The 25,245-nt window shown below is 60.3% G+C and carries 23 protein-coding genes; 15 read left to right on the top strand and 8 right to left on the bottom strand.

The genetic code is table 11. The features are described from left to right. The first annotated feature begins 15 nt into the window (after positions 1-15). Together NL116_RS03845 and rarD are read left to right on the top strand one after the other, a co-directional pair. Positions 16-990, top strand: coding sequence for a serine/threonine protein kinase (locus NL116_RS03845; protein WP_494376086.1), 975 nt, complete (start codon positions 16-18; stop codon positions 988-990). Between the two features lie 204 nt (positions 991-1,194). Further along, on the top strand, positions 1,195-2,082 hold the full coding sequence (gene rarD / locus NL116_RS03840; RefSeq protein WP_494376085.1) for an EamA family transporter RarD: 888 nt from the start codon (positions 1,195-1,197) through the stop codon (positions 2,080-2,082). Between the two features lie 229 nt (positions 2,083-2,311). Here the strand turns inward: rarD and NL116_RS03835 are convergent, their stop codons facing one another. Continuing rightward, a complete protein-coding gene (locus NL116_RS03835; protein ID WP_494376084.1) occupies positions 2,312-2,830 on the bottom strand; it encodes a glycine cleavage system transcriptional repressor in 519 nt (172 codons plus the stop codon). A gap of 541 nt (positions 2,831-3,371) precedes the next feature. Between NL116_RS03835 and NL116_RS03830 the strand changes: the two genes are divergently transcribed. Continuing rightward, positions 3,372-5,549 carry a malate synthase G gene (locus tag NL116_RS03830; protein WP_494376083.1) on the top strand — a complete coding sequence of 726 codons (2,178 nt, stop codon included), beginning with the start codon at positions 3,372-3,374 and terminating at the stop codon, positions 5,547-5,549. A gap of 192 nt (positions 5,550-5,741) precedes the next feature. On the opposite strand, the gene NL116_RS03825 is transcribed toward NL116_RS03830, so the two are convergent. Next, complete coding sequence (locus NL116_RS03825) at positions 5,742-6,203, bottom strand: response regulator (RefSeq protein ID WP_494376082.1); 462 nt, start codon at positions 6,201-6,203, stop codon at positions 5,742-5,744. A 254-nt stretch (positions 6,204-6,457) separates the two neighbouring features. Here NL116_RS03825 and NL116_RS03820 point away from each other — a divergent pair, with 254 nt between their 5' ends. From NL116_RS03820 to NL116_RS03785, 8 genes are all read left to right on the top strand, one after another. Further along, positions 6,458-8,398: a DUF294 nucleotidyltransferase-like domain-containing protein gene (locus NL116_RS03820; RefSeq protein ID WP_494376081.1), complete on the top strand. Its 1,941-nt coding sequence runs from the start codon at positions 6,458-6,460 to the stop codon at positions 8,396-8,398. Beyond that, positions 8,395-9,102, top strand: coding sequence for a 3'-5' exonuclease (locus tag NL116_RS03815; RefSeq protein ID WP_494376080.1), 708 nt, complete (start codon positions 8,395-8,397; stop codon positions 9,100-9,102). The genes NL116_RS03820 and NL116_RS03815 overlap by 4 nt, the downstream gene beginning before the upstream one ends. A gap of 222 nt (positions 9,103-9,324) precedes the next feature. Next, positions 9,325-9,843 carry an RNA polymerase sigma factor gene (locus NL116_RS03810; protein WP_494376079.1) on the top strand — a complete coding sequence of 173 codons (519 nt, stop codon included), beginning with the start codon at positions 9,325-9,327 and terminating at the stop codon, positions 9,841-9,843. After that, positions 9,840-10,811: a FecR domain-containing protein gene (locus tag NL116_RS03805; RefSeq protein ID WP_494376078.1), complete on the top strand. Its 972-nt coding sequence runs from the start codon at positions 9,840-9,842 to the stop codon at positions 10,809-10,811. The genes NL116_RS03810 and NL116_RS03805 overlap by 4 nt, the downstream gene beginning before the upstream one ends. Positions 10,812-11,049: 238 nt before the next feature. Continuing rightward, on the top strand, positions 11,050-13,476 hold the full coding sequence (locus NL116_RS03800) for a TonB-dependent siderophore receptor (RefSeq protein ID WP_494376077.1): 2,427 nt from the start codon (positions 11,050-11,052) through the stop codon (positions 13,474-13,476). A gap of 73 nt (positions 13,477-13,549) precedes the next feature. Beyond that, positions 13,550-14,680, top strand: a complete 1,131-nt coding sequence (locus NL116_RS03795) for a PepSY-associated TM helix domain-containing protein (RefSeq protein WP_494376076.1) — start codon at positions 13,550-13,552, stop codon at positions 14,678-14,680. After that, positions 14,677-14,856: a hypothetical protein gene (locus NL116_RS03790; protein WP_494376075.1), complete on the top strand. Its 180-nt coding sequence runs from the start codon at positions 14,677-14,679 to the stop codon at positions 14,854-14,856. Before NL116_RS03795 ends, NL116_RS03790 begins: the two co-directional genes overlap by 4 nt. Positions 14,857-15,015: 159 nt before the next feature. Continuing rightward, a complete protein-coding gene (locus tag NL116_RS03785) occupies positions 15,016-15,645 on the top strand; it encodes a glutathione S-transferase family protein (RefSeq protein WP_494376074.1) in 630 nt (209 codons plus the stop codon). 211 nt (positions 15,646-15,856) lie between these two features. Here the strand turns inward: NL116_RS03785 and creD are convergent, their stop codons facing one another. The 4 genes from creD to rloA2 form a co-directional block, all read right to left on the bottom strand. Beyond that, positions 15,857-17,227: a cell envelope integrity protein CreD gene (gene creD / locus NL116_RS03780; RefSeq protein WP_494376073.1), complete on the bottom strand. Its 1,371-nt coding sequence runs from the start codon at positions 17,225-17,227 to the stop codon at positions 15,857-15,859. Positions 17,228-17,397: 170 nt separating this feature from the next. Next, positions 17,398-18,816: a two-component system sensor histidine kinase CreC gene (gene creC / locus NL116_RS03775; protein WP_494376072.1), complete on the bottom strand. Its 1,419-nt coding sequence runs from the start codon at positions 18,814-18,816 to the stop codon at positions 17,398-17,400. Next, entirely contained in the window at positions 18,816-19,496 is a 681-nt protein-coding gene (creB, locus tag NL116_RS03770) for a two-component system response regulator CreB (RefSeq protein ID WP_494376071.1), read from the bottom strand. Before creB ends, creC begins: the two co-directional genes overlap by 1 nt. 74 nt (positions 19,497-19,570) lie before the next feature. After that, positions 19,571-20,077, bottom strand: a complete 507-nt coding sequence (gene rloA2 / locus NL116_RS03765) for a retropepsin-like aspartic peptidase RloA2 (protein ID WP_494376070.1) — start codon at positions 20,075-20,077, stop codon at positions 19,571-19,573. Between the two features lie 220 nt (positions 20,078-20,297). Between rloA2 and yihG the strand changes: the two genes are divergently transcribed. Next, complete coding sequence (gene yihG / locus NL116_RS03760; protein WP_494376069.1) at positions 20,298-21,185, top strand: 1-acylglycerol-3-phosphate O-acyltransferase, YihG family; 888 nt, start codon at positions 20,298-20,300, stop codon at positions 21,183-21,185. A 1-nt stretch (position 21,186) separates the two neighbouring features. Here yihG and NL116_RS03755 read toward each other — a convergent pair whose 3' ends face one another. Then, a complete protein-coding gene (locus NL116_RS03755) occupies positions 21,187-21,735 on the bottom strand; it encodes a DUF2780 domain-containing protein (protein WP_494376068.1) in 549 nt (182 codons plus the stop codon). Between the two features lie 214 nt (positions 21,736-21,949). On the opposite strand from NL116_RS03755, the gene NL116_RS03750 reads away from it, so the two are divergent. From NL116_RS03750 to NL116_RS03740, 3 genes are read left to right on the top strand one after another with little or no spacing between them, the layout of a single operon-like run. Beyond that, the gene (locus tag NL116_RS03750; RefSeq protein ID WP_494376067.1) at positions 21,950-22,543 is read left to right on the top strand and encodes a fasciclin domain-containing protein; all 594 of its coding nucleotides are present in this window, start codon (positions 21,950-21,952) and stop codon (positions 22,541-22,543) included. Positions 22,544-22,599: 56 nt separating this feature from the next. Further along, positions 22,600-23,244 (top strand): sigma-70 family RNA polymerase sigma factor, encoded by a 645-nt coding sequence (locus NL116_RS03745; RefSeq protein WP_494376066.1) that lies wholly within the window; start codon positions 22,600-22,602, stop codon positions 23,242-23,244. Then, positions 23,241-23,915, top strand: a complete 675-nt coding sequence (locus NL116_RS03740) for an anti-sigma factor (RefSeq protein WP_494376065.1) — start codon at positions 23,241-23,243, stop codon at positions 23,913-23,915. The genes NL116_RS03745 and NL116_RS03740 overlap by 4 nt, the downstream gene beginning before the upstream one ends. Positions 23,916-24,027: 112 nt before the next feature. On the opposite strand, the gene fdhA is transcribed toward NL116_RS03740, so the two are convergent. Then, positions 24,028-25,227 (bottom strand): formaldehyde dehydrogenase, glutathione-independent, encoded by a 1,200-nt coding sequence (fdhA, locus tag NL116_RS03735; RefSeq protein ID WP_007947729.1) that lies wholly within the window; start codon positions 25,225-25,227, stop codon positions 24,028-24,030. Positions 25,228-25,245: the final 18 nt, after the last annotated feature.

Raw genomic sequence — 25,245 nt, 5'->3', positions numbered from 1 at the left:
CGCGCAGGAGTCAGCATGGCCCACCCGTTTGCAACCCTTACCCCAGACCTCGTGCTCGATGCCGTCGAAAGCATCGGCTTTCTCAGCGACGCGCGCATTCTGGCGCTCAACAGCTACGAGAACCGCGTCTATCAAGTCGGCATCGAAGACTCCGAGCCGCTGATCGCCAAGTTCTACCGCCCTCAGCGCTGGACCAACGAAGCGATTCTGGAAGAGCACCAGTTCACCTTCGAACTCGCCGAATGCGACGTGCCCGTGGTCGCGCCGATGATCCACAACGGCGCCAGTCTGCACGAACACAACGGCTTTCGTTTCACCCTGTTCCCGCGCCGTGGTGGCCGTGCGCCGGAGCCAGGCAATCTCGACCAACTGTATCGCCTGGGTCAGTTGCTGGGTCGCCTGCACGCCGTAGGTGCCACGAAACCGTTCGCTCACCGTGAAGCACTGGGCGTCCAGAACTTCGGTCACGACTCGCTGACCACCCTGCTCGAAGGCAACTTCGTCCCCAAGAGTTTGCTGCCCGCCTACGAGTCCGTGGCGCGCGACCTGCTCAAGCGGGTGGAAGAGGTCTACAAGGCCACGCCGCACCAGAACATCCGCATGCACGGCGACTGCCACCCCGGCAACATGATGTGCCGCGACGAAATGTTCCATATCGTCGACCTCGACGACTGTCGCATGGGCCCGGCGGTGCAGGACATCTGGATGATGCTGGCCGGTGACCGCCAGGAATGCCTCGGCCAGTTGTCGGAATTGATGGACGGCTACAACGAGTTTCACGATTTCGATCCGCGGGAACTGGCGTTGATCGAACCGCTGCGAGCCTTGCGCCTGATGCACTACAGCGCCTGGCTCGCCCGTCGTTGGGATGACCCGGCGTTCCCGCACAGCTTTCCGTGGTTCGGCAGCGAACGGTATTGGGGTGACCAAGTGCTGGCGTTACGTGAGCAACTCGCAGCGCTCAATGAAGAACCCCTCAAACTCTTCTGACCCACACAGAAACCCTGTGGGAGTGAGCCTGCTCGCGATGGTGGCGAAACATTCAGCACATCAGTGGCTGACACACCGCTATCGCGAGCAGGCTCACTCCTAAAGGAACTGTGTTCACAATTGCCCAACCTATTCAGGCAGGACATTCGTAGATAAATCTCCTTACAATCCCTTCTTTGTTAGCTGCCTAAGCAAGGATTCTGCATGCAAGCTGCCAACCCGCGTCGCGGGTACATTCTGGGCCTGAGCGCCTACATCATCTGGGGACTTTTCCCGCTCTATTTCAAAGCCATCGCCAGCGTACCCGCCGTGGAGATCATCATCCACCGCGTGCTCTGGTCCGCGCTGTTCGGCGCCTTGCTGCTGATGGTGTGGAAACATCCGGGCTGGTGGCGCGAGTTGCGTGAAAACCCGAAACGCCTGGCGATCCTGGCCCTCAGCGGCACGCTGATCGCGGCCAACTGGCTGACTTACGTGTGGTCGGTAAACAACGGGCGGATGCTGGAGGCCAGCCTCGGTTACTACATCAACCCGCTGGTGAACGTGTTGCTGGGGATGTTGATCCTCGGCGAGCGGCTGCGACGCATGCAATGGGTGGCTGTGGGACTGGCGGCGGTCGGCGTGGCGCAACAGGTGTGGCAGGTCGGCAGCCTGCCGTGGGTGTCGCTGGTGCTGGCGCTGACATTTGGTTTTTACGGATTGATCCGCAAACAGGCGCCGGTCAAAGCCTTGCCCGGTCTGGTGGTGGAAACCTGGATGCTGGTGCCGATTGCGGTCGCGTGGCTGCTGTTCAATCCGACAGCAGCCAGCGCGCAACCTGAATTCTGGACCACCTCTGAGGCTTGGTGGCTGGTGGCCGCCGGTCCGGTTACGCTGATACCGCTGATCTGTTTTAACGCCGCAGCAAGGCATATTCCCTACACGACTCTGGGATTCCTCCAGTACCTGGCGCCGACGCTGGTGCTGTTGCAAGCCGTTCTGCTGTTTGACGAACAGCTGTCGTCCAGCACACTGGTTGCGTTCATCTTTATTTGGGCGGGCCTGGCGGTGTACAGCGTTGATGCGTGGATAAGTCTGCGCCGTCGCAGCTGATCAAAAAACACACAAACCTCTACAGGCCACGTCCCTCGTGGCCTGCATCGATCCTTCCCAAGGTTATCCACAGCGTGATCCCCGGCGTTTGTGCGCAACTCGTTGAAACTGATGGTTTTTTGATCAGATCCTGAAGAAGCCCGGCCGACGTGGCCTGGGGGCGAGTCTCTACAGGTTATCCACAGGCAGGTGCACGTTTAACTTGGATAACCCAATTTGGGACAGCTGTTCAGGGATCGCTGCGCAGCACCAATTCCACCATCAAGTCATCGGCCAGGGTTTCCAGGCGCGTTTGCAGCACATCCAGGGATAAGGTCAGCGGCACCGCGAGGATCGCCTCGGCGTGGAACAACGGCTCGCTGCTCATCGGCGCCGGGCGCACTTCGGTGACCAGACGCTCGAGGTTCACCCCCTGCTCACTCAACAAGCGCGTGATGTCGCGCACAATCCCCGGCCGGTCATTGCCCACCAGTTCCATCGCGATCGGCTTCCAGGTGCAGGATTGTTCGATGCCGCTTTCAGCGATCAACACCCGAATGCCATGGGTGGACAACGCGTGTAGGGCATCGACCAACTCGTCGTAGGCTTCGGCCGGCACGCCGACCCGAAGAATCCCGGCGAACTGCCCGGCCATGCGCGACATGCGGCTTTCCAGCCAGTTGCCGCCATGCTCGGCGATGCATTGGGCAATGCGCTCGACCTGCCCTGGCTTGTCCGGTGCGAATACGGTGAGTACGAGGTGGTCCATGGCGCAGCCCTCTTTTGTTATAGAAAGAGAAGTATAGGCAAGGGCTGATTCTGCGCTGGCAGGTCAGACGCCTTCGCGGGCAAGCCTCGCTCCTACAAGGGATTGCGTAAACCCTGTAGGAGCGAGGCTTGCCCGCGAACGGCACACCACCAATGCCCCTGCCAAAACACAAATCGTGTACAAGTTTTTATATTTAACTGGAACAATCCAATGGTTTTTTGAGAACATCCCGTTCCCCGGCATGACTGCAATGCGTCATGGGGTCGCAGAACGACGTAATTAGTCTAATTTTCACAAGCGCAATTCATCATGTAGTATGCCGCAGCGCGCACTACATAACGTTGGATCGATGTCTGCCACCGGCACACTCGCAACCCTGAAAAGCCCTGTCAGCAAGGCCTCCAAGCCGTTGATCGGACCGAACCCAGCCGCCCGCAAGGGCATGTACTGGCGAACGGGTTTGTGGTTTAAATGGCCTGAGGCTTCATTGTCAAAATTGAAGAGCTGAAAAGCGAAATAGCTGAGCAGAGTGAGGCAAGCAATGACTGAACACGTTCAAGTCGGTGGCCTGCAGGTCGCCAAAGTCCTGTTCGACTTCGTGAACAACGAAGCCATTCCCGGTACCGGCCTCACCGCCGATAAGTTCTGGGCCGGTGCCGACAAGGTCATTCATGACCTGGCGCCGAAGAACAAAGCCCTACTCGCCAAACGCGATGATTTCCAGGCTCGTATCGATGGCTGGCACCAATCCCGTGCCGGTCAGCCACACGACGCCGTGGCTTATAAAGCCTTCCTGCAAGACATCGGTTATCTGCTGCCAGAAGCGGCCGATTTCCAGGCAACGACGCAAAACGTCGATGACGAAATCGCCCGCATGGCCGGTCCACAACTTGTGGTTCCGGTGATGAATGCCCGTTTCGCGCTCAATGCCTCAAATGCCCGCTGGGGTTCGCTGTACGACGCGCTGTACGGCACCGACGCCATCAGCGAAGCTGACGGCGCGGAGAAAGGCAAGGGCTACAACAAGGTTCGCGGCGACAAGGTGATTGCCTTCGCCCGTGCCTTCCTCGACGAAGCCGCGCCTTTGGCCGCAGGTTCCCACGTCGATTCCACCGGCTACAAAATCGTTGACGGCAAACTGGTGGTCGCCCTTAAAGGCGGCAGCAACACCGGCCTGCGCAACGACGCTCAACTGATCGGCTTCCACGGCGACGCCAGCGCGCCGACCGCGATCCTGCTGAAGCACAACGGCCTGCACTTCGAAATCCAGATCGATGCCAGCACCCCGGTCGGCCAGACCGATGCTGCCGGCGTCAAAGACATCCTGATGGAAGCCGCACTGACCACCATCATGGACTGCGAAGACTCCGTCGCCGCCGTCGATGCCGATGACAAAGTGGTGATCTACCGCAACTGGCTCGGCCTGATGAAGGGCGACTTGTCGGAAGAAGTCTCCAAGGGCGGTCAGACGTTTACCCGCACCATGAACGCCGACCGCACCTACACCGGTGTCGATGGCCAGGAACTGAGCCTGCACGGTCGTTCGCTGTTGTTCGTGCGTAACGTCGGTCACCTGATGACCATCGACGCCATCGTCGACAAAGACGGCAACGAAGTGCCGGAAGGCATTCTCGACGGTCTGGTGACCAGCCTTGCCGCGATCCACAGCCTCAACGGCAACAGCTCGCGCAAGAACAGCCGCACCGGCTCGGTCTACATCGTGAAGCCGAAAATGCACGGCCCGGAAGAAGCCGCGTTCACCAACGAGCTGTTCGGTCGCATCGAAGACGTCCTCGGTCTGCCGCGCAACACACTGAAAGTCGGGATCATGGACGAGGAGCGTCGTACCACGGTCAACCTCAAGGCCTGCATCAAGGCCGCCAGCGAGCGCGTGGTGTTCATCAACACCGGTTTCCTCGACCGCACGGGCGATGAAATCCACACCTCCATGGAAGCCGGCCCGATGGTGCGCAAGGCCGACATGAAGGCCGAGAAGTGGATCGGCGCCTACGAGAACTGGAACGTCGATATCGGTTTGAGCACCGGCCTGCAAGGTCGTGCCCAGATCGGTAAAGGCATGTGGGCGATGCCCGATCTGATGGCGGCGATGCTCGAACAGAAAATCGCTCACCCGCTGGCCGGCGCGAACACGGCCTGGGTTCCATCGCCGACGGCTGCTGCGCTGCACGCGTTGCACTACCACAAAGTCGATGTGTTCGCCCGTCAGGCTGAACTGGCCAAACGTGTGCGCGCTTCGGTGGACGATATCCTGACCATCCCGTTGGCGGTGAATCCGCAGTGGACCGCAGAACAGATCAAGAACGAACTGGACAACAACGCCCAGGGCATTCTCGGTTATGTGGTGCGCTGGATCGACCAGGGTGTAGGTTGCTCGAAAGTGCCAGACATCAACGACGTCGGCCTGATGGAAGACCGTGCAACGCTGCGGATCTCCAGCCAGCACATCGCCAACTGGCTGCGTCACGGCATCGTTACCGAAGCGCAGGTGATGGAAAGCCTCAAGCGCATGGCGCCGGTGGTTGACCGTCAGAACGCCAATGACGCGCTGTATCGTCCGCTGGCACCGAACTTCGACAGCAACATCGCTTTCCAGGCGGCGGTCGAACTGGTAATCGAAGGCACCAAACAGCCGAACGGCTACACCGAGCCGGTTCTGCACCGTCGTCGTCGGGAGTTCAAGGCTGCCAATGGCCTGTAACTAGTCGCTGACGCCGGACAAAAAAAGGCCCTGATCGAACGATCAGGGCCTTTTTATTTGCGAATGCGATTCCTTGTAGGAGTGAGCCTGCTCGCGATGAGGGCGTGTCAGTCGATATGAATTTTGCTGACACACCGCCATCGCGAGCAGGCTCACTCCTACAGGGGGAATGTGTGATTCTGAGAGGATTACTTAAGGCTCTATTCCCAATTCACGCTTGACCAGTCCCAACAACAACTCGGTGTCGATAGGCTTGAGCAGGAAATCCACCACGCTCAAATGCATCGCCGCGATGGCGTCTTTTACGTCTGCATCGCCGGAGACGATGATGATCGGCAACGCCGCACGAACCGACTCACGTACCTGACGGATAAGGTCCAGGCCATCGACATTGCCCATGCGCAAGTCGGTGATCACCAGACCGATTGAAGGCTTTTTCACTTCCTCTTGCGCAACCAGCAACTTGAGTGCGCTTTCACCACTGGCAGCGGTGACACAGCGAATACCGTCCAGTCCAAGAATCTGCGACAACAACTCACGCGCATCTTTATCGTCGTCGACGATCAGTACCCGCTGCGGCGGCAAATCGGGTTCGAGCATGACGGCGTTCAGCGCTTCGCGCTCGGCATCACTCAAAATATCTTGGTCGGACATGGCGTTTCTCTACGTTTTCAATTCAATCCCCTAGCTCAATCGTCAGACACCGCTAAGCAGACCATCAATGTGCACTTCGTCGGAAAGAATTTCTATAGCCAATGTAGGAGGTTTTTCCCACATTTGCGTCAGACATTTCCTAACTTCCGACACCCGCATGGCCTACCTAGACTTACGTCCAATGGGCACCCCGCACGCAGGGGCGGACGATGGCAGCGTCATCCGACAACAACAATTCAAAAAAGATTGCGGTAATGGTTATGAGTAAAGCGGACGCCTTCACACAGGCAGGGAAAACCGCGGTGTTGCAGAACATCCAGGGCACATTGCAATTCCTTCAGCGTTTCCCGCCCTTCAATCAAATGGAACACGCTCACCTGGCGTACCTGGTTGAACAATGTCAGCTGCGTTTTTATGCCCCCGGCGAGAGCATCATCAAGCCCACCGATGGCCCGGTTGAGCATTTCTACATCGTCAAGCAGGGCCGCGTTGTCGGTGAGCGTCCGCACACGGCCAAGGGTGGCACCGAAACCACGTTCGAAATCACTACCGGCGAGTGCTTCCCCCTCGCTGCGCTGCTGGGTGAACGTGCGACCCGCACTGAACACCTCGCCGCCGAAGACACCTTTTGCCTTCAATTGAACAAGCTGGCGTTTATCAAACTGTTCGCGCTTTCCAGCACCTTTCGCGACTTTGCTCTGCGAGGCGTCAGTAGCTTGCTGGATCAGGTCAACCAGCAAGTCCAGCAAAAAGCCGTCGAAACCCTTGGCACGCAGTACTCGCTGAATACGCGCCTGGGCGAATTGGCCATGCGCCACCCGGTGACCTGCAGCCCGGCGACGCCGTTGCGTGAAGCGGTGACGCTGATGCACGAGCAACAGGTCGGCAGCATCGTCGTGGTCGATGAGCATAAAGCCCCGCTGGGGATCTTCACCCTGCGCGACCTGCGCCACGTGGTGGCTGCCGGCACCAACGACTTCAATGAAGCCATCGAGCAGCATATGACCCCGGCACCGTTTTTCCTGTCGCCGGACCACAGCGCTTTCGATGCAGCCATCGCCATGACTGAGCGGCATATCGCCCACGTCTGCCTGGTGAAAGATCAGCGCCTGTGCGGCGTAGTCTCGGAACGCGACCTGTTTTCCCTGCAACGGGTGGATCTGGTGCACCTGGCACGAACGATTCGCAGCGCCCAGCGCATCGAAAACCTGGTGCTGATGCGCGGCGAGATCGGCCAACTGGTCGAGCGCATGCTGGCTCACGGCGCGTCGTCGACGCAAATCACCCACATCATCACCCTGCTCAACGACCACACTGTGTGCCGGGTGATCGAACTGACCCTCGCCGATAAAGGCGACCCCGGTGTGCCGTTCAGTTGGTTGTGCTTCGGCAGCGAAGGCCGGCGCGAGCAGACGCTGCACACCGATCAGGACAACGGCATTTTGTTTGAGGCCCGGGACGCCGCGCATGCCGCCGAAATTCGTGGCAAGTTGTTGCCGATTGCCCAGCAGATCAACCAGAGTCTGGCGCTCTGCGGCTTCACGCTGTGCAAGGGCAACATCATGGCTGGCAATCCGGAGCTGTGCTTGTCGCGGGCCGAATGGGCGCGACGGTTCGCGGCGTTTATCCGTGAGGCGACGCCGGAGAACCTGCTGGGTTCGAGCATTTATTTCGACCTGCGCGTGGTCTGGGGTGACGAGCAAGGGTGCGAGCAACTGCGTCGCGCAATCCTCGATCAGGTTGGGGATAACCGGTTGTTCCAGCGGATGCTTGCCGAGAACGCCTTGCGCAATCGTCCGCCCGTGGGGCGTTTCCGTGAGTTTGTACTGGCGCGCAAAAACGGTGAAAAAGCCACGCTGGACCTCAAGGTGCAGGGGCTGACACCGTTCGTCGACGGTGCGCGGTTGCTGGCATTGGCCAACGGGATCGAGACCAACAATACCCTGGAGCGATTTCGCCAACTGGTGGCCAAGGAAATCATTGAGCCGCTGGATGGCGCCGCCTATGAAGAGGCGTACCACTTCATCCAGCAAACCCGCATGCAACAACATCAGCTGCAAACGCGGGAGAACTTGCCCTACTCCAACCGGGTCGATCCGGACAGCCTCAATCATCTGGACCGGCGGATCCTGCGCGAATCCCTGCGCCAGGCGCAACGCCTGCAAAGCAGCCTGACCCTGCGGTATCAGCTATGAACCTGTTTTCATGGTTGCGCCCGGCCACCCCACTGTTGACGGAAGCGTTGCAGCAACGACTCAAACGCTTGCCGGCAGTGGCTGAGCTGGGTGAATGCAGCCTGCGTGAACAGCGTTGGGTGGTGCTCGACCTGGAAACCACCGGGCTGAACCTGAACAAGGATCGGGTGCTGTCCATCGGTGCCGTGGTGATCGAGGACGGTGCCATCGACTTCAGCCAGCAGTTCGAACGCACGCTGCAATGCGCCGACATGAAGCTCGCACCCAGTGTGCTGATTCATGGTCTCGGCCCCAGCGCCATTGCGGCCGGCAGCGACCCGGCGCAAGCCTTGCTCGACTTCATGGAGTTCCTCGGCGACAGCCCGGTGTTGGCGTTTCACGCGCCGTTCGACCAGCACATGCTGGGCCGCGCGCTGAAAGACCACTTGGGCTGCAAGTTGGCCCATCCGTTTCTGGACGTGGCCGACATCGCCCCGCTGCTGTGCCCTCAGGCGCACATTCGCGAAGCCGGGCTGGATGAGTGGATCGACTGGTTCAAGCTGGAAGTGTTTGAGCGACATAACGCCAGCGCCGATGCGCTGGCAACGGCTGAGTTGGCGCTGATTCTGTTCAGTCGGGCGCGGCAGCAGCAGATTCATAGCCCGTTGAATTTACAGCAGCGCTTAAGTCAATGGAAGCGCCGGCAGCACGCGCCTTCCTTCTAACTATGCAGTGACTGTTCAGGCCTCATCGCGAGCGAGCGCCCTCCCACAGCGGTACTCGATCACCTGTGGGAGCGTGGCTTGCCCGCGATGAACGATAACGCGGTCGAACTGCATGCCTGCCGCCACACTCCACCCGACCAGCGCCAATTGCTTACCTTCCCCGCCTCTGCCACAATCGCGAACAATTCTCGTTAGTTAACACTTCCCAATCGGTGATGCTGCGTGTCGTCAATCCAAAGCCCCCACAGTGAGCTCGTTGGTGCGTTATATCGCGACCATCGCGGTTGGCTATTGGCTTGGCTGCGACGCAACGTGGCGTGCCCGCAACGTGCCGAAGACCTGAGCCAGGACACCTTTGTGCGGTTGCTGGGCCGCGATGAACTGAAAGAACCGCGCGAGCCGCGGGCATTCCTGGTAGCAATTGCCAAGGGCCTGCTGTTCGACTACTTCCGCCGCGCCGCGCTCGAACAGGCCTATCTCACCGAACTGATGCTGATCCCCGAAGGCGAGCAACCGTCGGTCGAGGAGCAGCAGCTGATCCTCGAAGACCTCAAAGCCATCGACCGCCTGCTGGGTCAGCTGTCGAGCAAGGCTCGGGCCGCGTTTCTCTTTAACCGCCTCGACGGCCTCACGCATGCCGAAATCGCCGAGCGACTGGGCGTCTCGGTACCGCGTGTGCGGCAATACCTGGCCCAGGGAATTCGTCAGTGCTACATCGCCTTGTACGGTGAGCCGGTATGAGCCCGGTCAGTTCCAAACCGGTGTCAGCCAAGGTGCTGGATGCGGCGATTGCCTGGCAATTGTCCCTGGACTCCGGCAACCCGGTGGAGCGCGAAGCGTTCAGCCAATGGCACGCAGCCCATGAGGAACACGCCCGCGCGTGGCGCCAACTGGGCATGCTCGACCAGCGTTTCAGCGTCGCCAACGGCCCGGCCCGCACGGCATTGCTGAAATCACGTGAAAGCATTCGCCGCCGCGTTCGCAAACTGGGCAGCGGCGTGGCCAGTGTTGTCGCGGTGCTCGGGCTGGCCCTGTTCGCGGGTGATCGATATCTGCCCGTCAACTATTGGCTAGCCGACCAGCGCACCGCCACCGGGGAGCAGCGCACCCTGCGCCTGGCGGACGGCACGCTGCTTAACCTCAACACCCACAGCGCCGTCGACATCCGTTTCGATGAGAAGCAGCGGCGGATCATCCTTCAGGAAGGCGAAATCCTCGTCGAGACCGGCCACGGCGATGCCCGGCCGTTTATCGTCGAAACCCGCGAAGGCAGCCTGCGTGCCCTCGGCACGTTGTTCCTGGTCAAGCGCGAGGAAGATGGCACGCGCCTGAGCGTGTTGAAGTCGGCGGTCGCGGCGCATCCGGCGTCGAGTCCCGGAGAGCAGATTCTGCGCGAAGGTCAGCAAGTGCTGATGCGCAGTAACGGGTTGGGACCGATTGTCGCCGTTAATGCCGGCGCCGATGCGTGGACCCGCGGCATGCTGGTGGTCGACAACGCCCGCCTGGAAGACTTGGTGCACGAACTCGGCCGGTATCGACGCGGGCACCTGGGAGTCGCCCCCGAGATTGCCGACCTGCGGATCACCGGCAGCTTCCCGCTGCACAACACCGATAAAGCCCTGATGGCCCTGCTGCCGACCCTGCCGGTGCAAATCGAACAGCACACGCCGTGGTGGGTGACGGTGGCGAAGGCTGACACAAAACCTTAAGTCCTGCTGTGTCTGATCGGCCGTCTTCGCGAGCAAGCCTGCTCCCACAGTTAATCTCCTGTGACTACATATCTTGTGAACACTGGAGAACCCAATGTGGGAGCGGGCTTGCTCGCGAAGAGGCCATCAGACTCAGTCAATTATCTGAATCGAAATTATTTTCATCCAGCCCTATCACTTTGCAATTCTCGTCCGGCACCTAAGCAATTGAGAAATATTTCCATTCAGGAGCCGATGTATGTCCCGTTCCCTAGACACCTTGTTGCGCCCCAGCTTGCTGGCATTCGCCATTGCCCTCTTCGCGCCTCTGGCCAGCACTCAACTGATCGCCGCTGAACAGGACGCCAGCGTTCACGCCTACAACCTGCCGGCCGCGCCATTGACCAGCACCCTGAACCAGATCGCCAGCCAGGCTGGTCTGGCGCTGTCGCTCAATCCATCGTTGGCCGCGGGCAAGACCTCGGCCCCGGTGAAGGGTCAGTTCGATGCTGCCGCCGCCCTGCGTGAAGCCTTGCGCGGCACCGGTCTGCAACTGGAACAGAGCAGCGCCGGCACCTACAGCCTGGTGGCCATTCCCGAGGGCACACTGGCCCTGCCGGAAACCGCGGTCATCGGTGTGGGAAGTACCGAAAGCGCTTGGGGCCCGGTAGACGGTTACCTCGCCAAACGCACCGCCGCCGGCACCAAGACCGACACCGCGCTGATCGAAGTACCTCGCTCGATTTCGGTCGTGACTCGCGAGCAAATGGATGATCGCAACGTCCAGAACCTCGATGACGCCGTGCGCTACATGCCCGGCACCACCGCCAGCAGCTACGGCAGCGACACCCGCGCCGACTGGTTGCGCGTGCGGGGTTTCGAACCGACCCAGTTCCTCGACGGCCTGCCATTGCCTAAAGGGGTGTACGCCAACCCGAAACAGGAAACCTGGAACCTCGACCGCCTCGCCGTGTTGCGCGGTCCGGCGTCCTCGGTGTACGGCCAGACCCCGCCCGGCGGCTTGCTGGACATGGTCAGTCGCCGCCCGTCAGCTGTGGACAGCCATGAGATCGAGCTGCAATACGGCAGCGACAATCAGCGTCAGATCAACTTCGCCAGTACCGGCAAGATCGATGACGAAGGCCGGTTTCTCTACGGCCTGAGTGGCGTAGTGCGCGACAGCGACACGCAGATCGACCACGTCGAGAACAAGCGCTACAACATCGCGCCGAGCCTGACCTGGAACATCGACGAAGACACCCGGTTCACCTTGCTCACACAGTTCACCCGTGACGATACCGGCATCACCAGCCAGTTTCTGCCGGTGCAAGGCACTAAAATCGACATGCCGTTCGGCGACATTTCCCATCACAAGAACCTCGGTGACCCGGACTGGGAATACTACGACCGCACCTACTACGCGCTGGGCTATGCGTTCGAACATCGCCTGAACGACGTCTGGCAATTCCGGCAGAACCTGCGTTACACCAAGTCGGACCTGTCGTTCCAGGCCATCACCGTCGGTTCGTATCCGTTCTTCCAGGTGGATGACGCGGGCAACGTTGATCGCACCACCACCAGCGTCGACGAAGACATCAGCCAGTTCGCCGTGGATAACAACTTCCAGGCCGACTTCGCGACCGGCGAAGTGAATCACACTGTGCTGCTGGGTCTTGACCACCAGCGCAGTAACACCCACTACACCTCGATCTTCGGCAGCGCGCCACCGATCAACGTCAACAACCCGATCCACGGCTTGCCGATCGAGCGTCCGGCGCGTTCCTCCGCGTTCTACGATTACGACCAGAAGACCTACCAGACCGGCCTGTACGTGCAGGATCAAATGGCCCTCGACCAATGGCGCCTGACCCTCGGCGGCCGTGAAGACTGGGTGCACACCGGCACCAGGTTCTTCAACAAGGGTGATGCCACCAACACCGAGCGCGACAAGAATTTCAGCGGCAACGCGGCGATCAGCTACGTGTTCGACTCGGGCTTTGTGCCGTACCTGTCGTACGCCGAATCCTTCCAGCCGACCACCGGTGCGGCGGCCTCGTCCACCGAGTCGTTCAAACCCACCGAAGGCAAACAATGGGAACTGGGCATCAAGTATCAGCCGCCCGGCAGCGACACCCTGCTGACCGCTGCGATCTACGACCTGACCCAGAAAAACGTTTCGGTCACCACCACCGTCGGCGCCACGCCGATCACCAGCCAGACCGGTGAAGTCAACGTCAAAGGCCTGGAACTGGAAGCGGTTTCCGACGTTACCGAAAACCTCAAGCTCATCGCCGCGTACACCCTGGCCAAATCTGAAGTGCAGGATGGCGACTTCAAGGGCAATCGCCTGCAACTGATGCCTAACCAACAGGCCTCGCTGTGGACTGACTACACCTGGCACAACGGCGTGCTGGACGGCTTCGGCGTCGGTGCAGGCGTTCGCTACACCGGCAACACCTACGGCGACCAGGCCAACACCGAACTGGGCAAGGCCGATGCCTACACCCTGTTCGACGCCGCCGTTCATTACGACCTCGGCCGCCTGGACAACACCCTGAAAGGTGCGTCCCTGGCCCTGAACGCCACGAACCTGTTCAACAAGGACTACATCTCCACGTGCGACAGTTTCTACTGCTACTACGGCGACCAGCGCAGCGTCGTCGCCAGTGCAACCTACAAGTGGTAATCGTCTGACCTGACATGCCCCACAACCAGGCCGTCCTCTTCAGGACGGCTTTGGTCTTTCTGAAGGCCTGGAAATGAAAAGTAAAACAATTCGCCGCTGGTCCTTCGTCCACACCTGGACCAGCCTGATTTGCACGGTCTTCCTGCTGATGCTGGCACTGACCGGGTTGCCGTTGATCTTCCACCACGAGATCGACCACCTGCTGGGCGATGCCGCCGAGTTGAAGTCGATGCCGGCGGACACACCGAGGCTGGATCTGCAGCAATTGGTGCTGGCGGCGGAAAAGCATCGCCCCGGCGAAGTCATGCAGTACTTCGGTTTTGAAGACGATGAGCCCAACGGTGCCGTTACGATCATGGCGGCAACCGCCGGCACCGAACCGAACTCCTCGCACACCTTCATGCTCGACGCCCGCACCGGCGAAGCCGTGGAAATGCCTTCGGCCAACGGCGGTTTCATGATGATCATGCTGCGCCTGCACGTGGACATGTTTGCCGGCCTGCCGGGCAAGTTGCTGCTGGCGTTCATGGGGCTGATGTTTGTGGCTGCGATCATTTCCGGGACCGTGCTGTACTTGCCCTTTATGCGTCGCTTGAAGTTCGCCACCGTGCGCCAGGACAAATCTACCCGCCTGCGCTGGCTGGACCTGCACAACCTGATCGGCGTGGTCACGCTGACCTGGGCGCTGGTTGTCGGTGTGACCGGCGTCATCAGTGCCTGCGCCGATTTGCTGATTGCGGCCTGGCGCAATGACAGCCTGACCGCGATGGTCGCGCCGTACCGCGACGCGCCAGCGCTGACGCACCTCGCTCCGGCAAGCCGTTTGCTCGACATCGCCGAAGAAGTTGCGCCAGACATGACGCCTGATTTCATCGCCTTCCCCGGCACGCGGTTTTCCAGCGAACACCATTACGCGGTGTTCATGAAAGGCAGCACCCACCTGACGTCGCATTTGCTGACACCGGTGCTGATCGACGCGAGCACGCTGCAAGTCACCGCCGTGGCTGAACGACCGTGGTACATGGACGCCATGGGCATGTCGCAGCCGCTGCACTTCGGCGACTACGGCGGCATGCCGATGAAGATCCTGTGGGCGACCCTGGACGTGCTGACCATCATCGTGCTCGGCAGCGGGGTTTACTTGTGGGTGGTGCGGCGCAAAGCGGCAAAACCGGTGCTTGAACCTGCCGAGGCTCAAGCATGAAGCCGAGGCAATCGAACTTCTGGAAGGTCTTCGGGACGCCCGTGTTTATCGCCTTGCTCAGCGCTGCCGGATTGTTTGCCGCACTGCTGGGTGACGGCGTATGGGACGCCCTGAGCTGGCTCGGCCTGGGCGTGCCCGCGTTCTTCGCCCTGCGTGGCCTGCTGCAACGCCACTGAACTGTGCAGGAGCGAGCCTGCTCGCGATGGGATCACCTCGGCTGCCTGAACGACCGCGTAGCCCGCATCGCGAGCAGGCTCACTCCTACAGGGTTCGAGCTTGAGCTATCGGGTCAACGCGCTATGCTGCCCGACACTGCCACCGATCGAGACGTTGCCATGTCCGCCCCCAGCATGACCCTGTACCACAACTCGTTATCGCCCTTCGTTCGCAAAGTCATGGTGCTGCTGCACGAGACCGGTCAGACCGGCCGCGTGGCGCTGCAGGATTGCGTGCTGACGCCGGTCAACCCGGACCTGTCACTCAACGAAGACAACCCGTTGGGCAAAATCCCCGCCCTGCGCCTGGCCGACGGCACTGCCATCCATGACAGCCGGGTGATCCTCGATTACCTCGATCACCAGCACGTCGGCAACCCGCTGATTCCGCGCGAAGGCTCGGCTCGCTGGCGGCGCCTGACCCTGGCCTCCGTGGCCGACGGGATCATGGACGCGTCGGTGTTGGTTCGTTACGAGTTGGTCCTGCGCGACCCGCAGAAGCATTGGGACGAGTACCTGGATGCGCAGCGCGACAAGATTCGTCGTGGGTTGGCGTTGCTGGAAAAAGACGCGATTGCCGAGCTGACCAGCCATTTCGATGTCGCGGCGATCAGCGTCGCCTGTGCGCTCGGTTACATCGACTTGCGCCATCCGGATCTGGAATGGCGCGAGGCGAACCCGCAGTTGGCGGCGTGGTATTTCGAGGTGAGTCAGCGGCCTTCGATGGTGGCGACGATGCCTAAGGTCTAAAGTCTTCGCTGACTGTCCTGGCCCCTTCGCGAGCAAGCCCGCTCCCACATTTGATCTGCAGTGTTCGTACTTTTCATGTCCTCTGGAGATCTGGTGTGGGAGCGGGCTTGCTCGCGAAGGCAGCACACCGAATCCGAAGGAAACAACGCGAATATCAGCGTCGCCAAAACCTCCCCTACCCGCTGATCCTCCCGCAACCCAATCGACCGGCTCATTCCACCGCCCCCAGATCAAACACCATCGGCTTGGCACTCTTCTGCCCGATCCCGTACCAGTCCAGCTTGCGTGTCAGCACCATGAACACCCCAAGCAAGCCGAACAGCAACAACGAACCCATCAGCAACGCGTAATCCTCGGCACTCAACAATCCATAGAGCAAGCCGTACAACGCCGCCAACCCCGCCGAAAAACTCAAGCCATGGCGCACGCTGCGCAGTACGTGACAGACATAAAACCCGATCAATAACACACAGCCCGCCGACGACAACAAATACGCCAAGGCAAAGCCGATGTGTTCAGACAGCGACAGCAACAACAAATAGAAAAACGCCAAGGCCACGCCGACCAACGCGTATTGCACCGGGTGCACCGCCAGGCTTTTCAGCACTTCGAACAGGAAGAAGCCAGCGAAGGTCAGGACGATGAACAGCAAGGCGTATTTGATCGCCCGGTCGCTCTTCAAATACTGATCCACCGGATCGATAAAGCTCACGCCAAAGCTACGCCCGTTGTACGCCTCGCAACCATCGCCGGACACGCAACTGCCCAGCGCTTCTTGCAGGTTGGTGGAGAAGAACGAGGTCTGCCAATTCGCCGTGAAACCCTGATCGGTGACTTCACGCCGGGCCGGCAGGTAGTTGCCGATGAAGCTTGGATGCGGCCAGTTCGCACTCAGCGAGACGTTGCTGGTCTTGCCCACTGGCAAAATCTGCAACTGCCCGGTGCCCTGCAACCGCAGATCAAAACCGAAGGCCAGCTCCGTGGTTTGTTGGGTGTCCAGCGCCGGCAGCGTCACGTGTACGCCCTCCCCCAGCCAACCCACCTGACTGCCCGGAACGAAGTCCAGCGTCTGGCCGTTAAGGACCAGTTTCAACGCATTTTCGATGCCGGGAATGTCGCTGATGCCCACCGCCAGAAACGGCTGATCGAACTGGTAATCCGCGAAGTCCTCCTTGATGCCCCATTGAGCCGGGACCGAGAAATGCCCGCTGATGTGGTTTTCTGCGTGGAACAGGCGCGCCTCATAGATGCCTCGCGAACGCAGTTCGGTCTGGATCTGGCCATCGAACTCGAAACGTTCTGGAAGAAAGTACAAACGACCACGCTCTTCACCGATGTCCTGGTAGCGCTGGTTGGTTTTCTCGTTGAGCTTCCAGGTGCGCACCACTTTTCGATACGGCACTACCATCAGCGGACCGCTTAGTCGCTGGCTGAAGCTGGAACTGCGGGCGATGTCTTCGAGCACACCGTCACGCAGTTGCTGGCGGTCCTGGATGATGCCGTTGATCATCAAGAGCGGGATCAGTAACAACAAAATCAAAAGGGCAATGGCCCCGAGTTTTAGGGTCAGGCTGCGGTTCATGGGACTCTCCCTGTTTGGATGGGGAGAGTCTGGGAGGGCTGTGTGTGGGATTTATGCGGGGAATGTGGAGATTATGTGGAGACTGCACTGGCCCCTTCGCGAGCAGGCTTCTACAGGGTTTGCGCAGTACCTGCAGGAGTGAGCCTGCTCGCGATGCCAGCGACTCGGTCCTAAGCCAGGCGCAACCTGACTTCAACCCCGCCCTCAACATTGCCAATGCTGAATGTTCCGCCATGCAACTTGACCACTTCTTCGACAAAATTAAGCCCCAACCCAGTGCTTTTGCGCCCGCTGTCCGGACGCGGCAGCGAGTAGAACCGTTCGCTCAACCTCGACAGCGCATAGTCAGGTATCGCCCCTGCCTGGTTAAACAGCCTGAACTCAATCTGTTCCCCAATACGCTCGGCACTGAAGCGCAGCACACCCTGAACCGGGGTGAAATCCAGCGCATTCTCCAACAGATTCCCCAGCGCCTGACGCAACAGAAACGGCTCACCGGTTATCGTCAGGTCCGCTGAAATCCGTTGCTCCACGCGCAACTGCTTCCCCTCGATGCGCGCCGCCTGAGCCTTCAACAATTTATCCACCAACCCGGCCAGCGGCACCGCCACCCGCTCCTCCAGACCTTGACGCTGTTCCACTTGAGCCAGATTCAGCAGCCGCTCGATCAACTGCTGCATCCGCACGCTTTCGCTATCTATATTGCTGACGAACCGCTGCTGCTGCGCCAACGGCATCTCGCCCTGCAGCAATTCCGCGGCCCCGCGAATCGCCGCCAACGGGCTCTTCAACTCATGGGTCAACGTGTGCACATAGCGCTCGACGTAGGCCTTGCCTTCGAGCTGCGTGCGCATCTGCTCCACCGCTGTCGCCAGTTGCTCCAGCTCACCGCCGCGATAATGCGGCACCTCGACCCGTCGGCCGTCACTCACCGCTTGTGCATAGGCGGTCAACCGGCGCAGTGCCGCGCTCAACCACCACGACAACAGCGCGCCGAACAACAGACCGAGGCCGATCAGCCCGGCGCCATAGGCCAGCAATCGGCGCTCGGTGCGGTCCACATAGGGTTGCAACGAACTGTTGGGCTTGGCCACGGTGACTGCGCCGATGATCTGGCCGTTGTCGCGGATCGGTGCGCCGACGTGCATCACCGAGGAATTGGCGTCGTTCGGATCGCTGCGAGTGGAGCGGGCGCCGTATTCGCCGCGCAGGGTCAGGTAGACATCGTTCCAGCGCGAGTAATCCTGCCCCACTGCTGCGCCGCTGGAGTCCAGCATCACGATGCCTTTGGCATCGGTGACGTAGATGCGGTGGTTGACCTGATTCTTCGGCAAGCCCCAGATGCTCGCCTTCGGTTGCCGCTCGCCGTAAGCCTTGAGCAACTCGGGCCAACGATTCTGGTTGAGGGTCCCGGCCTTGAAATCGTCGCGCAGGATTTCGGCCATCAGGTTGGCTGTATCAACCAGGGTTTCTTCGGTGGACTGACGCACACCGGGGCGGATTTCTTCCATCACGGTGTTGAGCACGAAGTAACCGGTCAGGCCGATGAACAGCACGTAGACCAGGAAAATCCGGATCCCCAGCGGCATCAGCTGTGCCCCGGGCTGTAGCTGTAGCCGAGGCCACGATGGGTCTGGATTGGCTCGGCGTCTGCCCGCACCAGACGCAGTTTGGCGCGCACGCTCTTGATATGGCTGTCGATGCTGCGCTCGTAACCGGCATCGGCGGCGATGCCCAGCGCATCGAGTAATTGCTCGCGGCTGAACACCCGTTCGGGTTGTTCCAGCAGGCATTGCAGCAGGCGGAATTCGTGACGGGTCAGGCTCAGCGATTGACCGCGATAGCTGATCTGCACCCGATCGTTGTCGATTCGAAACAGCGCCGATGAGGATTCGGCCACCGCTCTTGGCGCCATGCGTTTGAGAATGGCCCGCACCCGCGCGGCGACTTCCCGAGGGCTGAACGGCTTGACCACGTAATCGTCGGCACCGATTTCCAGGCCCACCACACGGTCGATTTCCGCATCGCGTGCACTGAGGAAAATCACCGGCACTTCGCTGAATTGGCGCAATTGCTTGCAGGTCTCGAAGCCACTGATGTCCGGCAAACCAATGTCGAGAATGATCAAATCGGATGGCGTGGCGCGCTGATGGTCCAGCGCTGCCGCGCCCAGGCTCAGCCAGGTCGTGGTGAAGCCCTCACCCTGCAACGCGAAAACCAGGGTGTCGGCAATCGCCGCTTCGTCTTCGACAATCAAGATATGAGGCATGGCGTCCCGGCCCGGTTATGAAGTGGGCGAACGGTGCCCCAAGGCTCACGTCACGTCAATGAGACCACTTGAATTCAGCAGTCGGGTTTGTCGGCGGTAAACCGACGTGCCGGGTTGACCGCCGCGCCAAATTCGCGCAAGGCTTTGGCGCCAATCAACAAAGGGTAGTTGAAGCTGCTGCGGTCGGTCAGGTTGACCTCAACGGTGCGCTTGACGTTGCCCAGGCACAGTTCCAGATCGACCACCGGGCGTTTGGTGGGCTCGACCACTTCCTTGTCATCGTCCTCTTCTTCGGATCGGGTCTTGATCTTGCTGATCCGCGCGACCTTGTGTTCGTAGACTTTGTTACTGGCGTCCTTGGTGGCGAGGCGGAAACGTACCCAGTCTTCGCCGTCGCGGGTGAAGGTTTCGATGTCCTTGGCCGACAGCGAGGCGGTCAGGGCGCCGGTGTCCATTTTGGCCTTGAGCACTTCGCCGCCGATTTCCGGCAGCGCGATGTATTCGTAACGCCCATACAGGGTCGGCTCGGCGGCCAGGACTGGCAAGGCCACCAGGGAAAACAGTGCGAGGATCGATTTCACGTCATGGGCATCCATAAGGAGTGGGCAGCGGGATTTTAGACCGTTGTCGAGTGGATCGTTCCCACGCTCTGCGTGGGAATGCCGCCAGGGACGCGCTGCGGCCCAGAACGATCGTGTGGCAAGATTAACGCCCCAAAGGTGAAACATTCGTCACCCCCGATTTGGCCTCCCGCCCGAAGCTGCTTATCATGTCGCGCCCAAATGCTTTCAAGAGTCACTTATGCGCCGCCTGCTCACCGGCTGTTTCGTCACCCTGCTGCTGTTGCTCAACACCCTGGTCCTGATCGGGCCACTGATGGTGTTTGCCCTGTTAAAACTGGTCCTGCCCGGTCGCTATCGCGACGACGCCTCATGGGCGGTGATGTGGATCGCCGAGACGTGGGCCGAGATCGACAAACTGATCTTTCGGCTGTGCATCCCGACCCGCTGGGACATCCGCGGCGGCGAAGGCCTGCGGGTCGACACGTCCTATCTGGTGATCAGCAATCATCAGTCCTGGGTCGATATCCCGGCATTGATCCAGACCCTGAACCGGCGCACGCCGTTCTTCAAGTTCTTCCTCAAGAAGGAACTGATCTGGGTGCCGTTCCTCGGTCTGGCGTGGTGGGCACTGGATTACCCGTTCATGAAGCGCTACACCAAGGCTTACCTGGCCAAGCACCCGGAGCTGGCCGGCAAGGACCTGGAAATCACCAAAGCAGCGTGCGAGTTGTTCAAGCGCCAGCCAGTGACGGTGGTCAATTACCTGGAAGGCACACGCTACACCGCCGCGAAAAGTGCCCGGCAGCAATCACCTTTCACTCACCTGCTTCGGCCCAAGGCCGGCGGTGTGGCGTTTGTGCTGGCGGCAATGGGCGAACAGCTGGACGCCGTTCTTGATGTGACGGTGGTGTATCCGCAACAGGCGATTCCGGGGTTCTGGGATTTGATCAGCGGCAACGTGCCGAGGGTCATCATCGACATCAAGACACGCGAGCTGGATCCGGCGCTGTGGCAAGGCGATTACGAAAACGATCCGCTGTTTCGCGAAAAAATCCAGAACTGGGTCAACCAGCTCTGGGTCGAAAAGGACCAGCGCATCGACGCGTTGCGCGCCGAACGACGTTGAATCAAATGCCGGTGCCCCAGATGCTGCCCAGGCTGTTCAGCAACGAACCGCCAACGCCTTGCTGACCGAAGTATTGCAGGAGTACCGGGGCGAACTGGCCAATCATTCCGCCATCCATCCCCAATGCGCTGAAAGCGTCGTTCAAGTCATTGGTGTTCTTCACGTTGCCCAGTGCATTGTCCAGACCGGCGGCCTTGCCGGACGAACCGAGCAAGCCTGCGAGGGCGCCCAGCTCTCCACCGCCCGATAACATGTCGATTCCCGGTACGCTTTTGGCCAACTCCGAGTAATCAGCCGAACTCAATTGATTCTTGGCCAACCCCAGCATCGCCCCGGCACCGCCCACGGCTTGTTCAGGTGTCACGTTCAATTCGGTCAGCGCACCCAGCAGATCGGCCGTCTGAGGGGTTGGCGCGGCCGCTTCGGCGGCGTTTTCGCCGTTCATGCCGGAGATGGCATTGGCCGCATCGTTCAGGCTGAACTGAGCAAAGACCGGGCTGGCCGCCAGACTCATCAGCGAAGCCAGTGCAAAACCGCGTGAAATCTTCATCCGGACATCCTCTTGTGCCATGAACACCGCGCCTCAATGGGCGGCGAAAAACTGTCCGTTGGACTGGTATCCCCGAGGATTGTTCCCAGCCCTGGCGGGCCTTGGTGGACAGTCGAAAAAGAATTCTGCCGTGCTGCATCCAGTCAACTTCCTGCCGCGTATATCAAACACGGACAGACATTCCTGGCCGATTTTCCCCCACAAGGACATCACCATGAAACGCACTTCGATCAGAACACCGTTGATTGCCAGCCTGCTGACCCTGGCCTTTGGCGGCGGTTTTATCCTGAACACCGTCCAGGCAGCGGACATGAGTCACGACACCGTGATAGTCGGCGGGCAAAGCATGCTGCCCGGCAAAAATATCGTCGAGAACGCGGTGAACTCCCCCGACCACACCACGCTCGTCGCCGCCGTGAAAGCCGCCGGACTGGTCGACACCCTCAAAGGCAAAGGTCCGTTCACCGTATTCGCCCCGGTCAATTCGGCCTTCACCGCCCTGCCCGCCGGCACGGTCGATACGCTGCTCAAACCCGAGAACAAGGCGGCCTTGAGCAAACTCCTGACCTACCACGTAGTCGCCGGCAAACTCGACATGATGACCCTGGCCGAGAAGATCAAGGCCGGTGGTGGCAAGACCGAGCTCACCACCGTCGCCGGTGGCAAGCTGTGGGCGATGATGAACGGCCCGCACAACATCACCATCAAGGATGAAAAGGGTGATGTCGCCGACATCACCACCTACGACGTGTACCAGTCCAACGGCGTGATTCAGGTGATCGACAAAGTGCTGATGCCGAAAAGTTGAGCCGTGCCGCCGGCCCTGCGCATCGGGGCCGGCGGACTCTTCCGAGGTATCCGTCCGTGAATGGAACTCCTGCGCGCCGTGAACTAACCTCTGCCTGCCACCGGTACCGCACGCAGCCCATCGACGCTCCCCCGATTGTCTGGAGAACCGTTATTTCCATTGCCGACACCGATCAGCTCAGGCAGCTGTTGGCCCAATGTTCACTGGGCGACCGCCGCGCTTTCGAGACGCTTTACCGAAGCGTCGGCCCACGCTTGCATGGCGTTGCCCTGCGCTTCATGGGGCGCCCGGATCTGGCCGAAGAAGTCTTGCAAGAAAGCTTCGTGCGCATCTGGAACAACGCCTCGCGGTATGAGTCGCACCTGTCGGCACCGCTCACCTGGATGATCAACATCACGCGAAACCAGGCCATCGACCATCTGCGCAAACACCGCGACCGGCCACTGACTGATCTCGAAGAACAGGCGTTGGTGGATGAAAGCCCCTCCGCCCACGAACAATTGACCAGCGCCCGCGAGGCCAACGCCTTGAATCGCTGCCTGGAAAGCCTTGAAGGCATGCAGCGTCAATCGATCACTGTCGCGTATTTTCAGGGCTTGTCCTGCTCAGAACTGGCCGAGCATCTGGCCGCGCCACTGGGCTCGGTGAAATCCTGGATCCGCAGGGGCATGGATCGCCTGCGCAGGTGCCTTGAATCATGAATTACCAAACCCCGTCCCTGCGCCGCGCCCTCGCCGCCGACTACGCCATCGGCTTGATGCCCGCTGCCGCGCGTCGACGTTTTGAGCAGTTGTTGCGGGAAGATGCAGCGTTGCGTGCAGAACTGGCGCAATGGCAGGAAAGCCTCGCCAGCCTGACCGAAGCCCTGCCGGAGCAACCGGTGCCGGAGCGCGTATGGCACGGGATTACCGCACGAATCGAACCGCAAGTGCTGCATGTGCCTGAGAAGCGGCCGTTCTGGAACTGGTTGCGGATTACCGCGGCGATGTGTTCGCTGGTGATTGCCGTGACCTTGGGTGTCATCTACAACCGCGACAGTGCGCGGTATAGCGCCACATTGCTGACGGCCGAGGCACAACCGGCGCTGAAGGTTGAAGCACATGAGGACTATCTGAACGTTGAACCGCTGACACTGGCGGCGGTGGATCCGGGTCGCAGCCTTGAGCTGTGGGCGATTCCGGCGGATGGCAAACCTGTTTCCCTGGGGGTGATCCCGACAGGTGGCAAGGGCCGCGTGGTGTTGAGCGATGCGCAGAAAGCGTTGATCAGCAAGCCGACTGTGTTGGCGGTGAGTCTTGAGCCGAAGGGTGGCTCGCCAACCGGACAACCCACCGGGCCGGTCTTGTATCAAGGCGCGCTGGCCGCCCTCTGAAAGCACTGATGAGCTTTTGTGGCGAGGAGGCTTGCCCACTCGCCACAGGGTTGTGTGTGACGCCAAAAAAAACGGCGACCCGAAGGTCGCCGTTTTTGTTTTGCGTGAAGGCTTACGCCGCGCTGAACAGTTTGTGTGGATCGATCACAAACTTCTTCGGCACGCCCGCATCGAACTCGCCGTAACCACGCGGCGCGTCATCCAGGCTGATGACTTCCACGCCAACGATGTCGGCAATATGAATGCGGTCCCACATGATCGCCTGCATCAGCTGACGGTTGTACTTCATCACTGGCGTCTGGCCGGTGTGGAAGCTGTGGGATTTAGCCCAGCCCAGACCGAAGCGAATGCTCAGGCTGCCCATTTTCGCGGCGGCATCCACAGCACCTGGATCTTCAGTCACGTAGAGGCCAGGGATACCGATTTTGCCGGCCACACGAACCACGCCCATCAGCGAGTTGAGCACGGTGGCCGGAGCCTCGTGTTTCACACCGTCATGGCCGTGGCCACGCGCTTCGAAGCCTACGGCGTCGACGGCGCAATCCACTTCCGGCTCGCCCAGCAGCGCGGCGATCTGTTCGTGCAGCGGCGTGTCCAGGGACAGGTCGGCGATTTCGAAACCCTGTGCCTTGGCGTGTGCCAGGCGAACGGTGTTGACGTCACCGATGATCACCACTGCCGCGCCCAACAGGCGAGCAGAAGCGGCAGCCGCGAGGCCAACTGGACCGGCACCGGCGATGTAGACGGTGCTGCCAGGACCAACGCCCGCGGTCACTGCGCCGTGGTAACCGGTTGGCAGAATGTCGGAGAGGCAGGTCAGGTCGCGGATTTTTTCCATCGCGCGATCCCGATCCGGCAGTTTCAGCAGGTTGAAGTCGGCGTACGGCACCATCGCGTACTCGGCTTGGCCACCGGTCCAGTCGCCCATGTCCACGTAGCCGTAAGCACCGCCGGGACGGGCCGGGTTAACGCTCAGGCAAACACCGGTGTGCATTTCCTTGCAGGAACGGCAGCGCCCGCAAGCGACGTTGAACGGCACGGACACCAGATCGCCGATTTGCAGGTTTTCGACGTCGCTGCCCTTCTCGATGACTTCGCCAGTGATCTCGTGGCCGAGCACCAGACCGGTCTGAGCGGTGGTACGGCCGCGCACCATGTGCTGGTCGGAACCACAGATGTTGGTGGACACCACACGCAGGATGACAGCGTGGTTAATCTTCCTGCCGCGCGGGTCCTGCATTTTCGGATAGTCGATTTTCTGTATTTCGACTTTGCCATTGCCGAGATACACCACACCACGATTGCCAGACATGCTTTCACCTCGCTGTTG

It is taken from the genome of Pseudomonas sp. FBCC-B1667, from assembly GCF_059133255.1.
This window is presented reverse-complemented; position numbering and strand designations above follow the sequence as displayed.